Here is a 23,122-nt window from a genome sequence, read left to right on the forward strand (position 1 = left end):
CCTGCTACGCTCACTTTTACTGCTACCTCTTGGAATACAGCTCAAACGGTGACCATCACTGGTGTGGATGACAACATCATAGATGGCACTCAAACATATAATGTGACCATTGCGGTAGTAGACGCTAGCTCCGATGATAACTTTGATCCTCTCGCTAGTCAAACCGTAGCTGTAGAAAATGCAGATGATGACTCTCCTGGATTTGAAGTATCAGAAACCACAGCATCAACTTCCGAGTCAGGGACTACAGATGATTTCACAGTAAAACTGATGAGCGAACCGGATACAGATGTGGTAATTAGCATCACTTCTGGTGATACTGGAGAAGGAACGGTAGCTCCAGCCACTCTGACCTTTACCCCAGCTAACTGGAATGTAGCACAGACAGTGACCATCACAGGAGTAGCGGATAATATTATCGACGGAGTAATTACCTATGACGCCACTATTGCTATCATTGATGCGCTGTCAGATGACAACTTTGATGGATGGGCAGATATAACGATTTCCGTGAGTAATACGGATACTGACACTGCTCCTACTGCAAATAACAACAGCAATACCACAGATGAAGATATCACTTTGACCATTGCACAGGCTTCAGGATTGCTCAATAATGCAAGTGATGCTGACGGTGATGTTGTGAGCATTGAATCGTTTGAAGTCGAAAGTATCACTTATAATCCAAGTGAGACCGCAAACTTATCAGTCGGTAGTGTGACCATACATGCAGACGGAAGCTATGTCTTCGTTCCTGCAACTAATTATAATGGCATTGTTCCTATCATTAGCTATTCTGTTACAGATGGTGTCAATACCGATGATGCTACTTTATCGCTAAGTGTCTTAGCGGTAAACGACCTTCCTGTAGCAATAGCAGATATCATAGCTGTCAATGAAGGTGCAACAGCAACTGTCCTGACAAGTGGGGCAAACAGCGTGTTGGCCAATGATACTGATGTAGAAGGTAATGCCTTGACGGCTAAACTGGCTACAGATGTTTCACACGGTACATTGACTTTAAATAGTGATGGTACTTTCCAGTACATACATGACGGATCTGAAACGACTACTGACAGCTTCGCTTATAAAGCGAATGATGGAACAAGTGATGGGAATACCATTACCGTAACCATTACCATCACTCCAGTCAACGATGCTCCGGTATTCACTTCTACGCCAATTACTACGGTAGATGCTAACACACTCTATAGTTACACGATTACAACTTCAGATAATGATGGAGATCTTGTATCTATCACCGCTGCTGTTATACCTACTTGGTTAAATATTACAGATCATGGAAACGGTACAGCCACGCTCTCGGGGACTCCTGACAATGGTGACACTGGTGATTATAACTTTTCGCTCAATGCGACTGACGGTACAGTAAATATTCAACAAATATTTACGATCACTGTAAATAGCAAATTTCGCCCTCCTACAGATATATACTTATCTGACACCACAATCATGGAAAATGCAGTATCGGGAACAGAAATAGGACTACTCAATAGCGAAGATTTAGATATTAATGAGACGTTTACTTATTCATTGTTGGGTACAAATGCATCTCTGTTTAGTATAACAGGAGATGTATTGAGCTCCAATATGGTTTTCAACTTTGAAAACATAAGCAGTTACGATTTGATCATTAGATCAACGGATAGCAATGGAGCTTCATACGATAAAACATTTACTATTTATGTAACTGATGAAAATGACCCCCCTACGCACCTCCATCTAGATTACAACAGAGTAATTGAGCTTAGCCCAATTGAAACAGTCATAGGAGAATTAACTACTGTGGATGAAGATATAATCGACAATCATATTTATACAATCGTTGATGGTGACTATTCCGACCTATTCTTACTATCTGGACAGACCTTGTACACCAATGAGGTATTTTATATGTCTGATCAAAGTAGTTACGAGATTTCCATTCAATCTGTAGACAAAGGTGGGGCTACCATTATTCAAGATTTCGTAATATCCATCGAGCAAAATGAGAAATCACGCTTGATTATCCCTACAGCCTTTACGCCCAATGGAGACAATGAAAATGACACTTGGGAGATTCTAAATCTGAATCTATCTGATGACAACAAAGTAGTCATTTTTGATCGGTCAGGGAGGTTGATTTTTGAATCTAGAGGATATAAAACCCCATGGAGTGGAAAATACAGAGGAGATAGACTGCCTACTGGAACCTACTTCTATCAAATAGAAGTAATCATCGATAACAAAGCGAAAACCTACAAAGGTTTTGTAACCATATTATAAACAGCCTCTTTATGACACGAAATAATAGAATCAAAAAAGGCATTTTAATGAAACACCTAATCATACAGGTTTTGTTACTAATAATCACCTTAGATGCTGCCAGTCAAAGCAATGTTGTCATTGGCCAGTATTACCAATTAATGCCCGTGTTTGCACCAGCCTTGAATGGAGCAAACGACTTCATTGATATCAGGATGGGAACAAGGCAACAATGGATTGGATATGAAGGAGCTCCAAAAACACAATTTATCAGTGGCAGTGGAGTAATCAAACTAGACAAAAACAACCCTCACAAGTACAACTCGGTACGAGTCAGTGATATGTCCCCATATACTACCAAAGGAACAAAAATAGGTATAGGAGGATACGTTTTTAGTGATAAGATCGGAGCAATAGATCAAATAGAAATAATGACCTCCACAGCGATTCACGTACCCGTCAGTAGTAAAATGTATTTATCACTGGGGTTTTCCTTTGGTGTATACAATACCAATGTCGACATTTCAAACTTATTTGTACTGAGACCTCAAAACGACGCTATCTATCAAGAATATCTCCACAATCAATACAGAAACACTTACCTAAAGTTGAACTCAGGCATTTCCGCCTATTCTGATCGGTTTTATATAAGTTATTCGATAATCAATTCCGCTTATATACTTATCAATGGGGATGCGTACAACCTCCGCTATTCATCGAGTCTCTTGCATAACCTACTCGGCGGATACCGATTAAACCCTTGGCCTAAAATAGAGCTTATCCCAAATGCATACCTCAGATATTCAACCGTATTTCCCTTCCTATTTGACGTAGGTATACGAGTTCGATATGATCAAAATTTATATAGCGGATTATCGTACAGAAATGATGGGTCAATCATCTCTATGTTAGGCTTTATGATGAACAATAAATATAGCTTTGGGTATTCTTACGAAATCAAAACATCTGATAACGGACAAAACTCTAGTAGTCACGAAATCATTCTTGGAATTCAACTAAAAAATAAAAAAAGGTACTCCCCTATTTGGTAAAAATGAGATACATCATATTCACAATACTATTGTTTTCACTCCATAGTACAGTTTTAGGACAAGAACTTATTTTTTCTGAACCCAAAAAAATGGAGTCTACTATAAACTCAACATCCGAAGAGGTCTCTCCCCTATTAAGTCGTGATGGCAATACACTATACTTTGTCAGAACTTTCTATGAAGGAAATATCGGTGGGGAGCTAGGTGCTCAAGACATCTGGTATAGTCAAAGAGACCAGTCAGGCGTCTGGGACACGGCTGTTAGTTTAAATCAACTCAATAATCAATACAATAATATCATACTAGGAGTAGGAAATAATGACAGTAGTATCTACGTACAAAACACCTATTCAAATCCACTAAGATGGGACTATGGTATTTCTGTTTCAGAGAAAAAAAACGGCAAGTGGCAACCCCCTTTAGAGCTAAATTTAAAATTTAAACGAATAGGCTCCTTTCAGGGCTATTTTGTTCCCTCCAATAAAGATGTCATCATAGAATCCTCCAACAAAAATGACTCCTATGGAAATGAAGATTTGTATATCTATCGACTAGAAGGAAACAAATGGCTCGGCCCTATTCACTTGGATACGATAATCAATACCCCCGAAGGTGAAATATCCCCTTTCCTATGTGATGACTATGAGACCTTGTTTTTCTCTAGTGATGGGCATGACGGATATGGTAGTTTCGACCTCTTTATGACCAAACGTCTAGATAGCACATGGCTCAACTGGTCTGTTCCTGTCAATTTAGGTCCCGTTATCAACAGTACTGCTTTTGATGCTTATTTTTCCACCTATCCCAGTGGAGAAAGTTTTTATGTCAGTTCAAAGAAAGAAAAATATGCAGATATCTATAGTACCACCCTCAGCTACGAAGAAATCCCAATCGTAACAGACACTATCGTAGAAGACTCCACAGCATATGATACGCTGATTGTAGACACCCTCCTAGTCGAAATACCAATCGATACTATCAAAACAGAACCCGTCGAGGTGGTAGAAAAAGAAGATCGACTGCCATTTACAATTCAAATTTTGGCTATGCCAAGGGGGAAAAAGCCAAATAAAATATTCTTTGATCATCTAGACATCAGTCATGTTGAAAAATCTGAAGGAAAGGATCATTTGGATCGTTACTACATCGGAGAATTTCAAACGCTAGTAGAAGCACTACGTGGCATGGATACCCTTCGGAAAGTAGGATACTCAGATTCGTTCGTTAGGAAAGTCGAAAAATACTCCACTCTGTAAATGACCTCTACTAAAAGTGTCTCTGAATACTTTCATTCCTTTTTTATTCCTCCTCTTTCATGCTGTCAAAAGCTTTTAACAGCATGAATACTTTCTAGTGTGATATGGGTTATTTGTGAGGCTCTTTGCTGCATTTTTTTCGTAATGAGAGATAGCTATTTGAAGATCAGAATACAAACCAAACCATCTATGCTGCCAGTTCCAAAGCATCCTGCATGGCTTGATTGACGCCTTCTAATATCTCGTGGATTGATTTGATTTTGTGACAGGATATTTCGGGTGGCGGTGCAGAGATCCTGCCACCAAGACTCAGGATGCTGCTCTGCCTATCCGCTATGGCGCGACAGTATCATCGAATCATGCTCTGGATATTGATCTACACCGACGACCTTAGTATCCTCTGTGTCAATCAGAGCGACTTTAATCGTCGTACTGCCTATCTCGTACCCTAGTAAATACATCTTTGCTTTGCTTGAATAATGCTCTTTTAGGCATTAAAAAAACGCTTGTCAGTGGATCTAGCCAGTCACAAAAGAAGTCTCTTGACTAACCTCCTCTGCCCTGTCTCAAATAGCTAAAACTATTTTCTCATCGTCAGCATATCACGCTCCAAACGCTATTTTCGCACCTAAACTACGCCAAAATCACGTCACTTATCAAAACCAACATAGCAATCTCAACAATAACATTCGCCGCTTTCAATCTCCTCCCAGTTCCTGATTTTTCAACTTTATACTTTGGTCTCTACCTAGCTCCCAAACATGATGAGCACGATACCTGCAATGATCCCCAGTAGTATCAGAGATTTGTACAAGATGTTTTTCTCTTTGAATAGTACTGCTCCTACCCCAAAGGAAATGATCACGCTGCTCCTGCGTAGCAGAGACAAGATCGACACCAATGAGTCCTCATAAGTCAACGCATAGAAGTAAGCAAAGTCCCCCAAGACCAGTACGATTCCTATCAGCGGTATCGCATGCCGCCACTGAAAGGGGGTGAGTTGTTTTCGTTTGGGATACCAAAAAAGCCACAGCACCAGCAGCATGATCGGCACTTGATAAAAGGAAAAGTAGGCTTGCACCGCCAAGCGGTTGTAGTGCGCGATCAGGTACTTGTCATAGAGTGTACTGAAGGTCCCGATGAGGGTCGCTAGAAAGATGAACCAAACCCATTTGTTGGTTTTGAAATCGACTCCTTCCTTGTTGCCCGCGATGGAAAAAAAGTAGAAGAACACCAAGGCAACCATCATCCCGATCCACTGGAGAGTCGTCAACGTTTCGCCATAGATCACGATAGCCCCGAGCAACGTCCACACTGGACCTGTACTGCGTATCGGTGAGACGATACTGATGGGGAGGTTTTTGAGTGCCATGAAGGATAGAATCCACGATGACACAACGATCAATGCCTTAGCGATAATCAACAAATGGACTTTGAGGCTAACCGCAGGAATGTAGAAATTATCATACTGCTCGAACCCCGCTACGGTATGAGAAAGCACAAGTGGTGGCACAAAGAGTAAAGCAGAAGCTACTGTAGAGAAAAACAAGACGGGTAAAACGGCATTGTTGTTCAACGAGACTTTCTTGAGTAAGTCATATACCCCCAATGCCAACAATGAAACCACTCCAAATATTACCCACATATCATCCGACTGTTTTTGCGATATAACTACACTGCTACTGAACGAACACCCACCACCACGGCGTTTGCATTCTTCGATCAGTCCCCTCCTTCTCTAATCAACTGCACCGAATCCATACGAATGCGTGCATCCCCGATCAAAGTAGTCAAGACCTCTTTCTCTTCCAACGCCGTACGAACTTCATCCTGCCTGATGGCTTTGTTTCGCTTGTACAGGGAGGCCAATCGACCGATTTCATGATCCAATGTTTGGTTCATCCGCTGGAGCCCCCCTTCTATTGCCTCCTTTTTCATCTGCTCTGCTACCTCTGTAGCAGTTTTGATCATCTCTGGGATAATGGCATCCACCAGCGTTTCATTATCAAGGAGATCATCTATCCGTCCAGGGATCAACTGCTGGCGAAACATGTCTACCGAATAATCTCCCGTGACCTCATCTCCTGAGTGATTGACCACTACTCGCAAGGGTGTACTCGGCAGAAAACGATCAACATGTACGCCTGATCTACCCGCTGTCTCTAGTACAAAGGTGGCCTCTAGCAATATCCCAGTCCCTTCTGTCCCTCGCAGCACGCCAAAACCAGTACCTCCAGTACCCATACTCAGTACCATATCTATCGCGCCAGTTACCATCGGGTGATCCCAACTGATGAAGCTCAAATCCTCTCTGCTCAAGGCCCGCTTTCGATCAAAAGTGACAGATATCCCCTCATCAGGAATGGATGGAAATACCTCCGCATTCGTTCGTACTGGATGCAATAAATAAGTACGAGGTGCCAGGTCTTCCATCTCGATCCCAAAGTGCTCGAATACTTCGGTCATGTATTGTTCAAGCGATAGATCTTGATCCGCTTCATGGATTTGCTGTACGAGCTGGTCCGCCACCGCTGGCCTGAATGAGTTCATTTCGAGCAATCGATCACGACCATTGGCCAAGGTTTGCTTGAGCTCCTTCTGGTAGGCAGCTGTATCATCAATGAGCAACTCTAGTTGCGTATTACTATCCGTAGCAGCCAACGTTGCAGCGACCAAACGATCGCTAAACAGCTGCCCGATCTGATTGCCACCTTCTATGTTTTCTTCAAAGGCATTTAACCCCTCATGAAACCACCGCACCAGCACTTCTTGTGGGCTTCCTTTGAGATACGGCACATGGATCTGGATATCGTCAGACTGTCCGATACGATCCAAACGACCAATCCGCTGCTCCAACAACTCTGGGTGCACTGGCAAATCGAACAACACCAAGTGATGCGCAAACTGAAAGTTGCGCCCCTCGCTACCGATCTCCGAGCACAGCAATATCTGCGCGCCATCTGTCTCCGCAAACCACGCGGCATTCCTATCACGCTGTACGATCGTGAGGTCTTCATGAAACACCCCGACCTTGGCACTACTGAGTTCTCCCAACGCTTTTTCTAATGCCAACACTTTCGCTTTGCTGCGACAGATCAAGACCACTTTGGCAGGGTTCAATTGTACAAGCAAAGCAACCAGCCACGTGACCCGTGGATCTTCCGAAAACCAAAACCGTTGCTTTGTTCCTTCCCCCGTCTCCACTTGCTTATCCACTGCATATTCTTTCGTCATGCGCTGTATCCACTCCTCGTGATTGTCCACGGCGGTCAAAGGAATCAAGTGCGCCTCACGTGTCGGGAAACCACTCATGGCAGCACGCGTATTTCTAAACACCACTCGCCCAGGACCGTGTTGGTCAAGCAAGTCTTCTATCAGTTGATTTTTTGCGACAATTTGTCCTTCTTCTACCTTAGCCACTCGTTCTTTTCCAAACATCGCTTCTAGCAAGGCTCTATCATTCTGCTTCATAGCATTTCCTAGAGACAAATCTTCCACGATGTTGGCGATCATTTTGTGATCTTGTGACTCGTTGATGAACTCCTCATAATCTGCATACCTATCTGGATCTAGCAACCTGAGTCTCGCAAAATGACTCTCCACACCCAGTTGCTCCGGCGTGGCGGTCAGTAGCAACAACCCTTTGGCGACCTTGCTCAGCATCTCTACGATAGCATAGGCGGGACTTGCTTGCGTCTGAGACCACTCCAAGTGATGCGCTTCGTCCACCACCAGCATATCCCAGTCTGCTGAGATCGCTTGGCGCGCACGCACCTGAGAGTTAGCCAAAAATGACGTACTACAAATCACCAATTGATCATCTAAGAAAGGATTGCCATCAGGTGCACTTTCGTCCAATGAAGCACATCGCTCTTCATCAAAAATATGGAACCATAGATTGAAACGTCTCAGCATCTCCACAAACCACTGATGCACCAAAGAATCTGGTACCAATATCAGTACACGGGAGACTTGCCCACTCAACAGCAGACGATGCAGAATCAAACACGCCTCTATCGTTTTGCCCAAGCCTACTTGATCCGACAGCAATACGCGTGGCGCATAACGAGAACTGACCTCATGTGCGATATACAACTGGTGCGGAATGAGGTCTATACGTCCACCTACGAACCCATTGATAGGAGAAATCCTACGCTGGTGATCGTATGCCAATGTTTTTCTTCTGAGTGCAAAGACACTAGGTGCTTCTACGTCACCGATCAGTAAACGGTCGTCCACACCATGTGTCACAGACACATCACCCAAATCAGCCTCCGACAAAACGCCTTCTTTCCCTATGTACAGTAACAGGTCGGTGTTTTCTTGTACCCGCTCGATCACAAAAGGACGCTGATTAGCATCTACCACAGTATCTCCTGATTTGAAAACGACTCGTCGCAGCGGCGCTCCGTCCAAAGCATACTGTCTCGTCTCCCCTGATGCAGGAAAATACAATTGCACCCGATTTTTACTAACCTCAACTACTACACCCACTCCTAGCTCAGGTTCTCCCTCACTTGTCCATCTTTGATCTGGATAAAAATCCCCTATATGATCTGCCATTTTACGCTCAACGATTAACCACCCAGATTGGATGTTTTCTAAAAAATGCAAGTTCTTCAATCTTTGCCCGCATCTCCAACAACCGCTAACCTTTATTTCAGTCCAACCACATAGAAACAGGGATCGCTCCGTATTTCTGGGGGAGAGATAGTAGACCACCTCGTTATTCAATATTCATTGTTCGAAATTCGTTATTGTTTTTTTATAAAATAACCATCTATTATGAATATCGAATATTGATTTTTACCCCCAACTTTACAGACTGGTTTAGAAATAGGACTTATTTTCATCAGAATCATACATACCCATCGCCACTAAAAGCAAAAAGAACCTATCTAGGTTCTTTTTGCTTTTAGTGGCGATGGGTAACCGTTACTATGTTTTGGTCAAAATTAGTGTTTGATAATTGTCTGGGTATAAGCATCATTTTGATCATAAAACGTTACAAAAAAACTACCCGACCTATCAGCTATCGCATGATTAAGATTTGTTTCCGCATGTGTAGTAGACACATGCGGATCTTCATAGATTATAGTCCCAGACATATCAATCACTCTCATAGATAGCGATGTTTCTCCTTTCAAATGGAATGCGCCGCTAGAAGGGTTAGGATAAATCAACATTTTTGCACCCTTATGAGCCAAATCATTACTCAAATACAGTGTTCTAAACTTTTTTGATTGCCCATCATAATCCACTTGAACTAGACGGTAATAAGAGTCTTGCTCAAAATCAAAATCTACATACTCATACTCCATCTGATGATTCACTGTACCAGCACCTACTACCCTAGCCAAATCACGAAAACTCTCTTCATCTATACGTTTTTTTTGAATGATAAAATAGTCATTATTGAGCTCTTGAGCCGTAGACCATCTCAATATTGCATCACCTCCGTCTTGGTCTACTGAAAAGCCCACCAAAGTAACAGGCAACGCCGCGCAACCACTTCCACAGCAACCTGTAGCACAATCTACGCCATCTCCGCCCGAAACATAAACATCTCCCCCCTCCTGATCCCAAGAGTCGGTTTGCATAGTCCCTCCATCTGCGACAGTTGTAGTTCCTCCATCATTATTAGTATAGGTGCCATTTACGGTCATTTCTCCCTCCACATTGGTATTACCTGGATCTCCTTCATCGAGTGGTATGATGATCAAAACGGCATCTTCTCCTCCATTCGTATAGTCTCCATTGACAGTCACACTACCCCCTGGCGCTACATACAGTACTCCACTAGCTCCATCTCGTGACGCTACTGTCATATCACCATTGACGATTAATGTCCCGTAGACTTTGACACTGTCATAGACCTCAAAATCCTCATTAATCGTGAGCGAAGCGTCAGATGCAATAGTCAACAAAGATTCCACCCCATCGTTATAACCTTGGGTAATTGTATTCCCGCCGTTCTCGACATCACAATCATCCCCAGTAACAATATAGGTGTACTCAGGAGCCCCATCGCCTTCATTGATTTGATTAATTGTTGGGCATTGAGCATAGATGACAATCGAGCTCAACATCATCCCTAACAGAATAAAACAGTTTATTTTCGTGACTTTCATTTTCTTTCATAGTCTTTGTTAAAAATTTATAGAAGTTTTACATTCTGCATTAACCCTATCATGAGACAATGGCCTGCAGTTTCTGAAATACTTCAACTATTGAAAGTGAATGTATTCAGCACATTTCGTGACTAAACACATGAAGCCTACACGATTCTAAAAAAACCGCTATTTCTTCAATTTAGTCTTACCCTACATCCTGTCCTAAACAATTAAGAAAGGATATTTTAATAAATGCTGCTGGAATAATTTAAAGAAAATAAACGAAAAAAGCCATAGCCTACTAGACAAATAAAAAAATACTGAAGTAGTCAGAAGACCGTATAGATACAAAAACCACAAAATCAGCCCTTAACCTACAACGCCCCAAAAGACACCAAATACCCCAAAGTCACGCCAAGCATCATGTGGTTGGATAAGGTCGGCTCTCCAGAACTGTAAGTAACAGGATCGATATAGTTACTCAGATCGTAGCTAAAGCTCGCTTCGAGCATGAATGTCCCCAATCGGGATTCATAGAACGACCCAATCCCTCCTCTAAAACCATAGCCGTAAGACGGATCACGAGACTCGTCATAAGGGTGAAAATCAACCCCCTCCGTATCTGTAGGCAAAGGAGAAGACTCCACTTTGAGCAAGTACTCAAAATAACATCCTGCGTTGAAGAATACATGAAACTGATTTTTGCCTGTATGGAGATTGAATAAGAAAGGTAACTCTATATAGTCAAAGGTCGATTCGAAATCAGGCTCTTGTGTCACAGCCCCTTCTGGATATGCAACGAAGCGTAACTGACTACTATTCAACGTAGAACCTAACTCGGGTTTATTTTCAGAAAAACGCTGGATATATCCCTTCTGCGTATAATTCAGCTCTGCCTGAATCCCGATATGGTTTCGAAGAAAGTTCATCACCACGATTCCCGCCTGATAGCCATGCTTCAGTCCTTGATCTATTTCATAGCCATTGAAGGAATGGTACACATTAACCATAGAGGTATTGTACCCGCCTTTGACACCTAGATAGGTTTTTCGTTCGTCCTGTGCCTGAGCCCCAAAACGCACCCCAACTAAGAATAGGATGATAAGATAAATGAACCTGATTTTCATGAAGGCCAAAATTATAGAATCAGATGGAATAATCAGGAGCAGACTCAAGAAATCATCAGACCATCTGAGTATTCCATCTAGCGCACTTTGAACGTGATATGTTTCAGGCTTTATTTACGACGATAGGTGCTGCGAGGCAACTGTCTGGAATCCTAAACGCCTCCACCAAAGGCACGGCATTTTCTCTGACTTCCGCACAGAGCTCGTTGATTTCTCTACGGATGGCTTTGGTTTTGATTCCTTCCATGTATCCATTCTCTAGATACCAACCCTTGTGTTTCTCAATCTGCGTCAGCGCAAAAAGCTGACACAACTGCGTCAACACAGCCTTTGCCCCTTGGTCATTGGTTCTTTCGACCTGCGCAACAAACTGCTCTAGCACAACCCGCTCGACATAGGCTGACCCGACCGTCAACATGTGGTTTTGTGTCTGATTAAATGCATCAAAGGAATCCATTCCTTCATCTATATGATGTTTGATACGTCGTGCAGCAGAGGAGAGTATCTCTTTTTCACGGTAACGAAAAGCACTTAGGTGGAACTCAAAATCCAACAAATGCTCTTTATTGGTGTTACGCACTGTGATAGGGTTACGCTCAGTGACCGATGTTTTCGCCTGATCGGCGATATACCCGATGATCCCAAAGAGATTGATGTCCGAAAACTCCTTTTTGAACTCCGAGAGTCTACTCTTTGCGACCAGCTGCATCAGGACAGTATTATCACCCTCAAAAGTCGTATAGACATCCGTGTCGTTCTTGAGTCTGTCTATGCGGTTTTCGGAAAGATAACCTTTTCCTCCACAGGCTTCACGACACTCTTGCAGACCTTGAGTCGTGTGCCAAGTCGAGAAGGATTTCAGTCCGGCAGCCAGTGCCTCGATTTCCTGCATATCGTCATCCGTTCGTGCCAAAAAGCGCTCCGTCAGATACTGCAGCCCAAAATGCAAAGCATAGGTTTTGGCCAGTAGTGGCATCAATCTCCGCTGATGTGTCCGGTAGTTCAAGATCGGTACCTCCGCCTCGTTCTCAGGTCCAAACTGTCGGCGTTGGTCTCCATATTTGATAGCAATGGCCAATCCAGACTTGATCGCGCTCAGCCCCGATCTTGGGATACCGATTCGTCCACCGACCAAAGTGCCTAGCATGGTAAAGAAACGACGGTTGTCACTGGTAATCGGACTATCGAACTGCCCATCCTCGCTGACCGAAGCAAAACGATCGAGCATGTTTTCGTAAGGAATCGAGACTTGATCAAACCAAATTCGACCATTGTCCACGCCATTAAGTCCCATTTTTCGACCACAATCCACTATTTTGACTCCCGGTAATGTCTGTTTCTGTGGATCACGCAGCGGTACCAAAAATGCATTGACACCATAGTCTACCTCATCTATCATCAACTTGGCAAAGACAGTCGCCATTTCACCATGAACAGCTGCATTGCCGATGTACTCCTTGCAGGCTGCTTCATGAGGTGTATGTATCACAAAACTTCGTGTGCTGTGATCGTAGGTAGCAGTCGTTTCTATGCCTTTCACATTGGATCCATGGTGCGTCTCTGTCATCGCAAAACAGCCTGGCAATGCTAGGCTACCTACAGCAGGCAGATATTTCACATGATGCTTTTGCGTACCCAAAAAATGGATACTCATCCCGAACAATCCAAACTGCACGCCAAACTTGATCACCAGACTAAGATCATGATAAGACAGCGTCTCCATGATACTGAAATAAGATCGCATATCTCCACCTCCACCATAGGCTTCTGGATAGGCCATTCCTCCGAAACCATTTTCAGCAAGAGTCTTGCACCAGTCCAGTACTTTCTCCCGATACTCCGATAGGTTATCTGTCTCCAGATAGGCAAAATCAGGTTGCGATATAACGGCCTTCACGGCGGCAATAATTTCTTTGTCCTTTCCATCCAGTAAATCCGCTAAGGTCTCCACATCAAAAGTCTGCTCAGTTGTTTGATTACTGGTTGCAGTCTCTCTATGTGCGGATCGTAGGTGATAGGCTGCTTCATTGGATATCACGCCGAGTGCTTGTTCGATTTGCGTCAATGACTCCCGCGTTTTATCAAGCGCAACGGAGTCTCCATCTGCCGTATTCAACTCGGCTAACTTTAGTCCAATGTCTACGAGTGAGTTACGCATTTTGGGACTCAACTGGTCCGAGATACGGCGAATCTCTACAAGCCAGCTCTTGAGCTCTCTCGGTGAAGGAGGATTCTGAGGATCTAGATGAGACAGAATAAATGCTCGCTCATCCGCCTGCAACCAATCTTGCTCATCCATGAGTTCTCTAACCTTAGCTATCTCAGCAGAGGTCAATACTGCATCCGCCCACACCATGTACAACATGGGAAGGAATGCATAAAGCGAAGGATTTTTCTCGAAATATGGGGAAACTAAAATATCGTCTTTCATAGATATGGGGCTTCAAACAGGTTTTTTATTTCTTTCGAATTTAAACGGATATATCCATCCTAGGTCCTTATCTGAGAGAAAAAATCCCAGATCTGTAGCGAATAGTCTAATATAAAAAAATGGCGTTGACTGCTCAGCAATCAACGCCATTCTATATTATTTTAGCCGTCCCTTCTAAATTGAGACATCCACTACCCCTACCAGATATGCGCTCTTTCGTCTACATTTTTGTAGAGGACATCTCCATCCTTAATATCAAATGCCTGATAGAAAATCTCCATATTCGATAATGGTCCATTGACTCTATGTTTGGCTGGTGCATGTGTATCTTGTATCAGCAATCTCTGCTCTAACTGCGGCTTGTATTTTGATCTCCAGATGGTACCGTATGACAAAAAGAACCTTTGTTCTGGTGACAATCCATCGATCGAATCAGGTCTACCATTCTTTGCATATTGCATCTGCAACGCATCATAGGCGATATTCACTCCACCAAGATCTGCAATATTCTCTCCTAGCGTCAACTGTCCGTTCACATTGAGTGTATCCTGCACCGTCAGCTTATCGAACTGCTCCTTTAGCACTGCGGCTCTTGCCTCGAAACGCGCTGCATCTTCGGCCGTCCACCAGTCACTGAGTTCTCCTTTTGAGTTGTACTTTCTCCCTTCATCATCAAACCCGTGCGTAATCTCGTGTCCTATTACCGAACCTATCCCGCCATAGTTGACTGCATCATCAGCCTTATAGTTGTAGAATGGAGGTTGTAAAATTCCCGCTGGAAATACGATCTCATTCGCTGGAGGGTAGTAGTAGGCATTGACCACTGAGGCTGCCATCAGCCACTCATCCTGATCGATAGGCTGCCCCAGGCGACCGAGGTTTTTGTCATTGCTAAAGATCGCCGCATTCCAGTGGTTCTCTAGGTAGCCATCCTTGCTAATCTCTACATTGCTATAGTCATCCCAAGTATCAGGATACCCTATTTTGACTTTCAGTTTCGTTAGTTTTTCATGTGCTTCCTTTTTGGTTTCCTCGCCCATCCAGTCCAGGCTATCGATACGCACATGCAAGGCTGCTTTGATATTATTGACCATCTCTAAACATTTCTCTTTCGCCTCTGGAGGAAAAACCTCATTGACATATAGCTTGCTCAGGGCATCTCCCAAATCACCATTGGTTTCGTTGATCACACGTTTCAATCTCGGCCTCATTTCATCCTGTCCTGACAGCTTTTTGCTATAGAAATCAAACCCTGCTTGCACAAAATCATGTGACAGATACGATGCACTACTGCTAATCAACCTAACCTTCATGTAATCCTTCACCGTCTCTAACTCCGTGTCAGCTACTATACCAGGCAGGGCTTTCATATAGTCTACCTGGTTCACATTGATATCAGTCGCATTCGGTGCTTTCATCGCTTCGTAAAAGCTCGCCCAATCGAGCCAATCACACATCTCTTGAAACTCTGCCATGGTCATCTTGTTGTAAGTCAACTCCGAGTCACGACGCTGTAGTCGGGTCATGGATTCCGTTGCGAGTTTGGTTTCCAAAGCCAAAACAGCTTCGGCTTTGTCTACTGCAACCGCAGAATCTTCACCTACTAGCGTGAGCAATCGAGCCATATAGACTTTATAAGCTGTGATAATATCTTGACCATTCGCATCTTCTCTGAAGTAATAATCTCTGTCTGGCAACCCCAGTCCAGATTGTACTACTGACAGCAGGTACTGATCAGATTTTTTGTCATCGATCCCGACGTACTCTCCATAAAAAGGATTGACCCCTCTTCTGTGTAATACAGCTAATACATCCTGCATACTTTGGGTGTCTGATACCGCATTGATTTGAGCCAATATACCTTCTAATGGCTTGGCGCCAAGTTGCTCTATTTGTAGTGAATCCATCCCTGCGGCGTAGTAACCCGCTGCTTTCATCTCGTTACTATTCGCTGAATAGACTTCTCCTTTGGTGGCTTGTGCTAGTACAAACTCTAACACCTCCTCGTTGTACTCGAATAGCTCGTGGAAACTACCCCATCCCGATCTATCTGATGGTATCTCCGTAGAGTCCAGCCATACCCCATTGGCATGTCTAAAAAAATCATCCCCTACAGGCGTATTTTCATCGATAAAAGAAAGGTTTAATGCCGGCTTGGTCTCAGAGGTCTCTTCCTCCTGCGGCTGACAAGAGAGTAAGGCTGTCGTAAGTCCTACGAAAAGACATAAGACGTGATTGATTCGCGTATTCATATTTCATATTTTGAGTTAGAATAGTAATTTAAAGCACTTCACCATTCAATCGCCAAAGAATATACATGAATGGTCATTTATTGATTTCGTACCCTGAACATTTAACATCGAAAAGCAAGGTTCTCACCTTGGGCATATCTAATCTTATGTTGATTTGACCTATTATTGCCTCCATGATAGATACCTCCAAAATCAAAATGCTCGTCCTGGATGTAGATGGCACGCTCACTGACGGCAGTATCAATGTCATGGATGATGGCAGCCAATTCAAAAAATTCAACGCCAAAGACGGCCTTGGCATCAAGATGCTCATTCGCCAAGGGATAGAAGTTGCTATCATCAGTCACAGCTCTACGGCAGCAGCTATAGAGGCTCGTGCACAGATGCTCGGCATACAATATGTCTATGCAGGACAAGAAGAAAAAGACATCATTCTCTCCCAGTGGCTGACCCAACTCGGTCTGACTTACGATCAAGTTGCTTTTATCGGTGATGACCTCAACGACATCCCTGCTATGGAAAAAGTCGGTATCTCAGCCTGTCCAGCAGACTCATCTGATGAGGTGCTCTCCTTCGTAGATGTGATCCTCAAATCCAATGGCGGAGACGGCTGTGTACGTGAGTTTATCGATCAACACATGGCAGTCGCCTATCAGCGACTAACTGGACAAACAGTACAAGCTGAAGTACCTACTTTCTATAAAAGTAGGTAGGGGTTTAACGCCAAACTGTAACCAATAAATTTAGCTGCCATCTATAGGGCGATTCGGCTTGTTTAAGACATATAATATCCTATTTTTGCACAAAATTGAAATCGAATGAGTGTATTAGTAAATAAAGATTCTAAAATCATAGTTCAAGGCTTCACAGGTACTGAAGGCACGTTTCACGCTTCTCAGATGATCGAATACGGTAGCAATGTCGTAGGTGGAGTAACTCCTGGAAAAGGCGGTCAAACACACCTAGATAGACCCGTATTCAATACGGTCAAAGATGCTGTAGACCAAGCTGGCGCAAACGTATCCATCATTTTCGTACCACCAGCATTCGCTGCTGATGCTATCATGGAAGCTGCTGATGCAGGTATCAAAGTAATCATCACCATCACAGAGGGTATCCCAGTGAAAGACATGATCACTGCCAAAGAATACATCTCAGGAAAAGATTTGACTTTGATCGGACCTAACTGCCCAGGTGTCATCACACCAGGAGAAGCTAAAGTAGGTATCATGCCTGGTTTCGTATTCAAAACAGGTAGAATCGGTATCGTATCCAAGTCAGGGACTTTGACCTACGAAGCGGCTGATCAGGTCGTAAAAGCAGGACTCGGCATCTCTACCGCTATCGGTATCGGTGGTGATCCGATCATCGGAACCTCTACCAAACAAGCTGTAGAAATGCTAATGAACGATCCAGAGACTGACGGTATCGTCATGATCGGTGAGATCGGTGGTAACTACGAAGCAGAAGCTGCACAATGGATCAAAGCACAAGGCAATCCAAAGCCAGTAGTTGGATTCATCGCAGGACAAACTGCACCAAAAGGAAAAAGAATGGGACACGCAGGTGCCATCATCGGTGGAGCCGACGATACTGCAGAAGCTAAGATGAAAATCATGGCAGAATGTGGTCTTCACGTAGTGAACTCCCCAGCAGATATCGGAGAGACTATGGCAAAAGCTATTGGTTAATCTCGGATAACTCAACGATACAAAAAAAGCCTCTGATTCGAATCAGAGGCTTTTTTTGTGTCTATGTAATTGTTATTTGGAGACTGGAGTCAAAGTAACAAAAAGATGTTTAGGAACCGAAAACAAGCGTTTTTCAGCAGAACCTATATATTCTCCTCGTCTTCCTCAAACCCGGAAAACATACTTCCAATCAGGTCATCTATTCGCATCCCATTGTCCAAAGTATGCTTGCTCAGGTAACTGTACTCAACCAATGCGAACAGCACAAATTCCATTAAGAAATAACGAAGAGACTCATCCTTGAGTCCTTTGATCTGTTTTTTAACCAAATCACCGAGACCTGGCACTTTATCCAGTTCCTTTCGGTAGTTTTTTTCAGAGTAGTCATTCAGTACATCGATCACATTCTCCTCACCAAACCACTCTGCAATCTTCTTGTACGGATCGACCTTCTCTCGACTCTTACGTACCTCATCTGGATCTTCAAAATAGTCGGTAAACAACGTACGGATGGCTTTGCCTATCAAGTTGTGCGCTACGATACCTGGACCTTCTTGTTCACCCTCATAAACCAGTTCTATCTTGCCCGTGATCGATGGGATCACACCAATAAAATCGGTAATCCGCACACTCCCTTCTTTCTCATTGTTGCGAAGCAAACGTCGCTCTATACTAGAGACCAAGTTTTCGTAAGACGATATCGTTAGTCGTGCTGACACACCACTGTTGACATCTACATATTCGCTCGTTCGCGCCTCTACTGCTATTTGCTCTATGAGCAGTTTCGCAATCTCATTGACCTGTACATGTTCTAGGTTAGCAGATTTGGCTTCTTGTTCTGTGATTTTCAAACCAGTATGTATGGATTTAGGGTAATGCGTGATGATCTGACTCCCTAATCGGTCTTTGAGCGGTGTCACAATACTCCCTCTATTGGTGTAGTCCTCAGGGTTAGCTGTGAACACAAACTGAATTTCTAAAGGAAGCCTTAGCTTAAAGCCTCTTATCTGAATATCTCCTTCTTGTAGAATATTAAATAATGCTACCTGTATTCGCGGTTGCAAATCAGGCAATTCGTTGATCACGAAAATACAGCGATGCGATCTAGGCACCAGACCATAGTGTATCACACGTTCGTCCGAGTAGGGCAACTTGAGTGCCGCTGCTTTGATAGGATCTACGTCGCCTATCAAATCCGCAATAGACACATCTGGCGTAGCGAGCTTCTCTGTGAAACGCTCATCTCGGTGCAACCATGACACAGGTGTACCATCTCCTTTTTCCTCGATCAACTGGTGGGCAAAACTGGACAATGGACGCAAAGGATCATCATTGAGTTCGCTCCCCTCCACCACTGGCACATACTCATCGAGCAAGTTCACCATCAGACGAGCCATACGTGTTTTGGCTTGCCCTCTGAGTCCTAGCAGGTTGATATTATGCTTGGAAAGAATCGCTCGCTCCACATCAGGAATGACCGTGTCATCATACCCCAAAATCCCCTCAAACACATTGACTTGATCCTTGATCGATTGTATCAGGTTCTCTCTCAACTCGTCTTTGATCGATCTCGCCTCATAACCACTCTTCTTTAACTCCCCTAAGGTCTTGATTGCCAATTTCGAATCTTGATCAAGTTTTTCGTATGCTTTTACCATCTGTAGTTCTTCCTTCTATTTTTCTTAAAGTCTTCAAACACTATATGTCCCAATCCCTGCAAATCACTGTAATAGGCATTGCCATTATTTGCAGCAGTAAAGTCCCTCACAAACTCTTTGAGATATGGGTCGGACGCAATCATAAATGTAGTGACAGGTATATTTAATTTGCGACAGCTCGCCGCTAAATTCAAGGTTTTATTGATAATCTTGGGATCCAACCCAAAACTGTTTTTGTAGTATTTAATCCCAACTTTCATACAGGTGGGCTTACCATCTGTAATCATGAAGATTTGCTTGTTTTGATTTTTACGCTTTCGCAAAATATCCATCGCTAGTTCGAGACCCGCTACGGTATTGGTATGATAAGGCCCTACGCTGAGGTATGGCAAATCCTTGATATCAATTCGCCAAGCATCGTTACCAAACACAATCACATCTAGTGTATCCTTCTTGTATTTTTTGAGGATCAACTCGGACAAGGCCATCGCAACTTTCTTGGCAGGCGTGATTCTATCCTCTCCATAGAGAATCATAGAGTGACTGATGTCAATCATGAGTACGGTAGATGTCTGAGTTTTGTATTCGTTATCCACCACTTCCAAATCATCTTCTGTAAGCGTAAAGTCCGAAAAACCATGGTTAATCTGTGCATTTCGAATGCTATCCGTCATCGCTATATTGTCAGGCGAATCCCCGAATTGAAACTCACGCATATCTACGCCTTTTTCATCTCCCTGACCATTGACGAAAGCCTGATGACTTCCCTGTCCTGATTTACGGAGTTTCCCAAAGATTTCTTCCAATGCACTCTTTCGAAAGTCACTCTCCGTTTTGGCAGTAATTTTCAATTTACCTTCCCCAGGCTTATCATCTAGATAGCCTTTGTCCTTTAGTTCTTGGATAAAATCACCAATCCCATAATTCTCCGTCGAGACGTTGTATTGCTTATCTAAGTTAGTCAACCAGCTCAAAGCTTCATTTGGATCTCCCGAAGTAATGAGTAATAACTCTCTAAAGATATTCCACAAGCTATCAAAAGTGCTTTGGTTTTCCTTATCTGGCGGTATAAAATCCGTAAAACGGTATCCTTGCATATATGTGAGTTAAACTGACCCTTTCAATAAAACTAATATTATTGTTTAGGGTTTTAGCATTTATTGATTAATTTAAAAAAAACTTAAACTTTCCTTTTCAATCCCAACAAGATGGCCGGAAGACGCCCCATATTTGCTTCACTAGTTCATGACCTGGTCATGTTCGTACGAGATCACACTTTCAAGATACTTTTAGAGCCGAAAGCGGGCAAACCCAAGAAGAAAACCGACAACATAGATGATCTAAAAAGAAACACGAATAAGTAACTAATCAAAGAAAAGCCCGCATGTATCAGATATATGCGGGCTTTTCTTTGGTGTAGATTTTTTTATTTCTGTTGCTCTGGCATAGTACCAAAAATAATATCCCAAAGCGGTGTACTCACACCAAATGCTCTATGCGGCTGCTTGTAGTGATGTATCCCATGATGCACCCACCAAATTTTAAAGGCATTCTTAGGGGGCTGAAAAGCATGAACCATATAATGTACCCAGAGATAAGAAGCATACCCCATCAATATCCCTGGCAAAAAGGCATAAACGAAATCGCCCATTGCAAAACGAAATACAAAAAACAATATCGCTGAGAGTGCTAGGCTCACAGGAACAGGCATAGCTAGCCTATCTTTGTCTCTTGGAAAATCATGATGCACGCCATGTGCTGTATAGACAAATTTCTTACGAGCGGGGGTCGTCTCAGGCATGTGAAATACGAATCGATGCATGATATACTCTACCAGACTATAGAGCAATAAGCCTCCCAAAAACCAAACCAATACCTGTAGTCCCCCTATTCCTTTGGCGACCACTGCTTGATAAAGCAAATAAGTAGAAACTGCAGAAAACGCGACAAGAGGCGCTGCGATGTGTGTTCGGGTTAGTTTCTCAAGAACAGGATTTTTAAAAATCCTTCCACTCCCAGAAGTTTTAGGCATTTCGGTGAATTATTGTTGTGTTGATCAAATATATGAGCAAATACGAAATTAATCCAAACTAGTTTTTCCTTTTCGCTCAAATTAAGATACTACAACCTGCTTATAATCTTTAACTGTCTGAATATAAAACTCTTCATACATCGGAAGTATGTTTTTAAGATCAAAAACTTTGGCTCTAGCCAAGGCTCTTTGCTTAAAACCGGGAAGGTTCGCATCGTCTAGGATTTTTAGTGCCGCTTCGGCCATGGCATCTACATCTCCAACTTTACAGATATACCCAGAATCGCCATCTTTGTTGAGTTCGGGCAACCCTCCAGCATCTGTACTGACCAGAGGCACCTCACACGCCATCGCCTCTAACGCTGCGAGTCCAAAGCTCTCCTTCTCGGAGGTCATCAGAAACAAGTCACTGACACTCAGCACTTCTTCCACTGCCTCTAGCTTACCCAGAAAACGCACATCATCACCCTGGCACACCGTATCTCGTGCCAATGCCTCAATATGAGTACGCTCAGGACCATCTCCCACCAATAGCAACTTAGCAGGTATCTTTTCACGAATTTTGCAAAAAACCTTAATTACATCTTCGACACGTTTAACCTTTCTAAAGTTGGACGTGTGTACGATGAGCTTTTCATCATTCTGGCAGATCGCTTTTTTGAAATGATCCTTCTTCTGTTTTTTAAATCGTTTGAGGTCTATAAAGTTAGGTATCACTTTGATATCCTTTTGGATGTTGAAATGCTCCAATGTATCCCGCCTTAAGTCATCGGAGACCGAAGTGATACCATTGGACTGGTTGATAGAGAAAGTTACTACTGGAGCCAAAGATGCATCCTTGCCCACGATGGTAATATCTGTACCATGCAAAGTGGTAATGAACGGAATATCGTACCCCTCAGTTTTTAAAATCTCTCGTGCCATAAAGGCCGCCGAAGCGTGTGGCACTGCATAATGTACATGAAATAAATCAAGCTTTTCGTGCTTGGCTACATCCACCATCTTGCTTGCTAATGCAATCTCGTATGGCGGGTATTGAAACAAGGGGTAAGGTTTAATATCTACTTCGTGATAGAACAGATTCTCATTGAAGAAATCTAATCGAGTGGGCTGTGAATAAGTGATAAAATGAACCTTATGACCTTCTTGCGCCAGCGCCTTCCCTAATTCAGTTGCTACCACACCCGATCCACCGTAGGTTGGGTAACAGACTATTCCAATTTTCATAAATTTATATTTTGTCCC

At 43.2% G+C, this 23,122-nt stretch carries 16 protein-coding genes; 5 read left to right on the plus strand and 11 right to left on the minus strand.

All coding sequences use genetic code 11. The features are described 5' to 3' along the window. The 3 genes from BUB99_RS16915 to BUB99_RS16925 form a co-directional block, all read left to right on the plus strand. Positions 1-2,286: tandem-95 repeat protein (locus BUB99_RS16915; RefSeq protein ID WP_139281074.1), on the plus strand; the 2,286-nt coding region annotated here is incomplete at its 5' end. 47 nt (positions 2,287-2,333) lie between these two features. Beyond that, positions 2,334-3,317 (plus strand): PorP/SprF family type IX secretion system membrane protein, encoded by a 984-nt coding sequence (locus tag BUB99_RS16920; RefSeq protein WP_170863830.1) that lies wholly within the window; start codon positions 2,334-2,336, stop codon positions 3,315-3,317. 89 nt (positions 3,318-3,406) lie between these two features. Further along, positions 3,407-4,573 (plus strand): PD40 domain-containing protein, encoded by a 1,167-nt coding sequence (locus BUB99_RS16925; RefSeq protein ID WP_170863831.1) that lies wholly within the window; start codon positions 3,407-3,409, stop codon positions 4,571-4,573. Between the two features lie 326 nt (positions 4,574-4,899). On the opposite strand, the gene BUB99_RS20695 is transcribed toward BUB99_RS16925, so the two are convergent. From BUB99_RS20695 to BUB99_RS16955, 7 genes are all read right to left on the minus strand, one after another. After that, complete coding sequence (locus tag BUB99_RS20695) at positions 4,900-5,034, minus strand: hypothetical protein (protein WP_262501923.1); 135 nt, start codon at positions 5,032-5,034, stop codon at positions 4,900-4,902. 287 nt (positions 5,035-5,321) lie between these two features. Next, entirely contained in the window at positions 5,322-6,218 is an 897-nt protein-coding gene (locus BUB99_RS16930) for a DMT family transporter (protein WP_073124513.1), read from the minus strand. 77 nt (positions 6,219-6,295) lie between these two features. Continuing rightward, a complete protein-coding gene (gene rapA, locus BUB99_RS16935; RefSeq protein WP_073124515.1) occupies positions 6,296-9,136 on the minus strand; it encodes an RNA polymerase-associated protein RapA in 2,841 nt (946 codons plus the stop codon). 392 nt (positions 9,137-9,528) lie between these two features. Beyond that, positions 9,529-10,704, minus strand: coding sequence for a T9SS type A sorting domain-containing protein (locus BUB99_RS16940; RefSeq protein ID WP_073124517.1), 1,176 nt, complete (start codon positions 10,702-10,704; stop codon positions 9,529-9,531). A 356-nt stretch (positions 10,705-11,060) separates the two neighbouring features. Beyond that, a complete protein-coding gene (locus BUB99_RS16945; protein WP_073124519.1) occupies positions 11,061-11,813 on the minus strand; it encodes a porin family protein in 753 nt (250 codons plus the stop codon). Positions 11,814-11,916: 103 nt separating this feature from the next. Then, the gene (locus BUB99_RS16950; RefSeq protein ID WP_073124521.1) at positions 11,917-14,244 is read right to left on the minus strand and encodes an acyl-CoA dehydrogenase family protein; all 2,328 of its coding nucleotides are present in this window, start codon (positions 14,242-14,244) and stop codon (positions 11,917-11,919) included. Between the two features lie 197 nt (positions 14,245-14,441). After that, positions 14,442-16,496, minus strand: a complete 2,055-nt coding sequence (locus tag BUB99_RS16955) for a M13 family metallopeptidase (protein ID WP_073124523.1) — start codon at positions 16,494-16,496, stop codon at positions 14,442-14,444. A gap of 173 nt (positions 16,497-16,669) precedes the next feature. Here BUB99_RS16955 and BUB99_RS16960 point away from each other — a divergent pair, with 173 nt between their 5' ends. Both BUB99_RS16960 and sucD read left to right on the plus strand, forming a co-directional pair. After that, positions 16,670-17,209, plus strand: coding sequence for a KdsC family phosphatase (locus tag BUB99_RS16960; RefSeq protein WP_073124525.1), 540 nt, complete (start codon positions 16,670-16,672; stop codon positions 17,207-17,209). A gap of 105 nt (positions 17,210-17,314) precedes the next feature. Further along, positions 17,315-18,187, plus strand: coding sequence for a succinate--CoA ligase subunit alpha (sucD, locus tag BUB99_RS16965; RefSeq protein WP_073124527.1), 873 nt, complete (start codon positions 17,315-17,317; stop codon positions 18,185-18,187). A gap of 143 nt (positions 18,188-18,330) precedes the next feature. Here sucD and BUB99_RS16970 read toward each other — a convergent pair whose 3' ends face one another. The 4 genes from BUB99_RS16970 to bshA form a co-directional block, all read right to left on the minus strand. Continuing rightward, on the minus strand, positions 18,331-19,845 hold the full coding sequence (locus BUB99_RS16970; RefSeq protein ID WP_073124529.1) for a magnesium chelatase: 1,515 nt from the start codon (positions 19,843-19,845) through the stop codon (positions 18,331-18,333). Further along, positions 19,839-20,942 carry a vWA domain-containing protein gene (locus tag BUB99_RS16975; RefSeq protein ID WP_073124531.1) on the minus strand — a complete coding sequence of 368 codons (1,104 nt, stop codon included), beginning with the start codon at positions 20,940-20,942 and terminating at the stop codon, positions 19,839-19,841. The genes BUB99_RS16970 and BUB99_RS16975 overlap by 7 nt, the downstream gene beginning before the upstream one ends. A 329-nt stretch (positions 20,943-21,271) precedes the next feature. After that, complete coding sequence (locus BUB99_RS16980) at positions 21,272-21,877, minus strand: sterol desaturase family protein (protein WP_073124533.1); 606 nt, start codon at positions 21,875-21,877, stop codon at positions 21,272-21,274. An 81-nt stretch (positions 21,878-21,958) separates the two neighbouring features. Next, positions 21,959-23,104 carry an N-acetyl-alpha-D-glucosaminyl L-malate synthase BshA gene (gene bshA, locus BUB99_RS16985; protein ID WP_073124535.1) on the minus strand — a complete coding sequence of 382 codons (1,146 nt, stop codon included), beginning with the start codon at positions 23,102-23,104 and terminating at the stop codon, positions 21,959-21,961. Positions 23,105-23,122 lie beyond the last annotated feature (18 nt).

The organism is Reichenbachiella agariperforans (genome assembly GCF_900142205.1).
Lineage (GTDB): Bacteria > Bacteroidota > Bacteroidia > Cytophagales > Cyclobacteriaceae > Reichenbachiella > Reichenbachiella agariperforans.

What these genes read in the sequence shown, in the direction of transcription:
- sucD (WP_073124527.1), top strand. Translation starts at nt 17,315, where the DNA reads ATGAGTGTATTAGTAAATAAAGATTCTAAAATCATAGTTCAAGGCTTC.
- BUB99_RS20695 (WP_262501923.1), bottom strand. Translation starts at nt 5,034, where the DNA reads ATGTATTTACTAGGGTACGAGATAGGCAGTACGACGATTAAAGTCGCT.
- BUB99_RS16970 (WP_073124529.1), bottom strand. Translation starts at nt 19,845, where the DNA reads ATGGTAAAAGCATACGAAAAACTTGATCAAGATTCGAAATTGGCAATC.
- rapA (WP_073124515.1), bottom strand. Translation starts at nt 9,136, where the DNA reads ATGGCAGATCATATAGGGGATTTTTATCCAGATCAAAGATGGACAAGT.
- BUB99_RS16945 (WP_073124519.1), bottom strand. Translation starts at nt 11,813, where the DNA reads ATGAAAATCAGGTTCATTTATCTTATCATCCTATTCTTAGTTGGGGTG.
- BUB99_RS16960 (WP_073124525.1), top strand. Translation starts at nt 16,670, where the DNA reads ATGATAGATACCTCCAAAATCAAAATGCTCGTCCTGGATGTAGATGGC.
- BUB99_RS16925 (WP_170863831.1), top strand. Translation starts at nt 3,407, where the DNA reads ATGGAGTCTACTATAAACTCAACATCCGAAGAGGTCTCTCCCCTATTA.
- BUB99_RS16950 (WP_073124521.1), bottom strand. Translation starts at nt 14,244, where the DNA reads ATGAAAGACGATATTTTAGTTTCCCCATATTTCGAGAAAAATCCTTCG.
- BUB99_RS16930 (WP_073124513.1), bottom strand. Translation starts at nt 6,218, where the DNA reads ATGTGGGTAATATTTGGAGTGGTTTCATTGTTGGCATTGGGGGTATAT.
- BUB99_RS16940 (WP_073124517.1), bottom strand. Translation starts at nt 10,704, where the DNA reads ATGAAAGTCACGAAAATAAACTGTTTTATTCTGTTAGGGATGATGTTG.
- bshA (WP_073124535.1), bottom strand. Translation starts at nt 23,104, where the DNA reads ATGAAAATTGGAATAGTCTGTTACCCAACCTACGGTGGATCGGGTGTG.
- BUB99_RS16955 (WP_073124523.1), bottom strand. Translation starts at nt 16,496, where the DNA reads ATGAATACGCGAATCAATCACGTCTTATGTCTTTTCGTAGGACTTACG.
- BUB99_RS16975 (WP_073124531.1), bottom strand. Translation starts at nt 20,942, where the DNA reads ATGCAAGGATACCGTTTTACGGATTTTATACCGCCAGATAAGGAAAAC.
- BUB99_RS16980 (WP_073124533.1), bottom strand. Translation starts at nt 21,877, where the DNA reads ATGCCTAAAACTTCTGGGAGTGGAAGGATTTTTAAAAATCCTGTTCTT.
- BUB99_RS16920 (WP_170863830.1), top strand. Translation starts at nt 2,334, where the DNA reads ATGAAACACCTAATCATACAGGTTTTGTTACTAATAATCACCTTAGAT.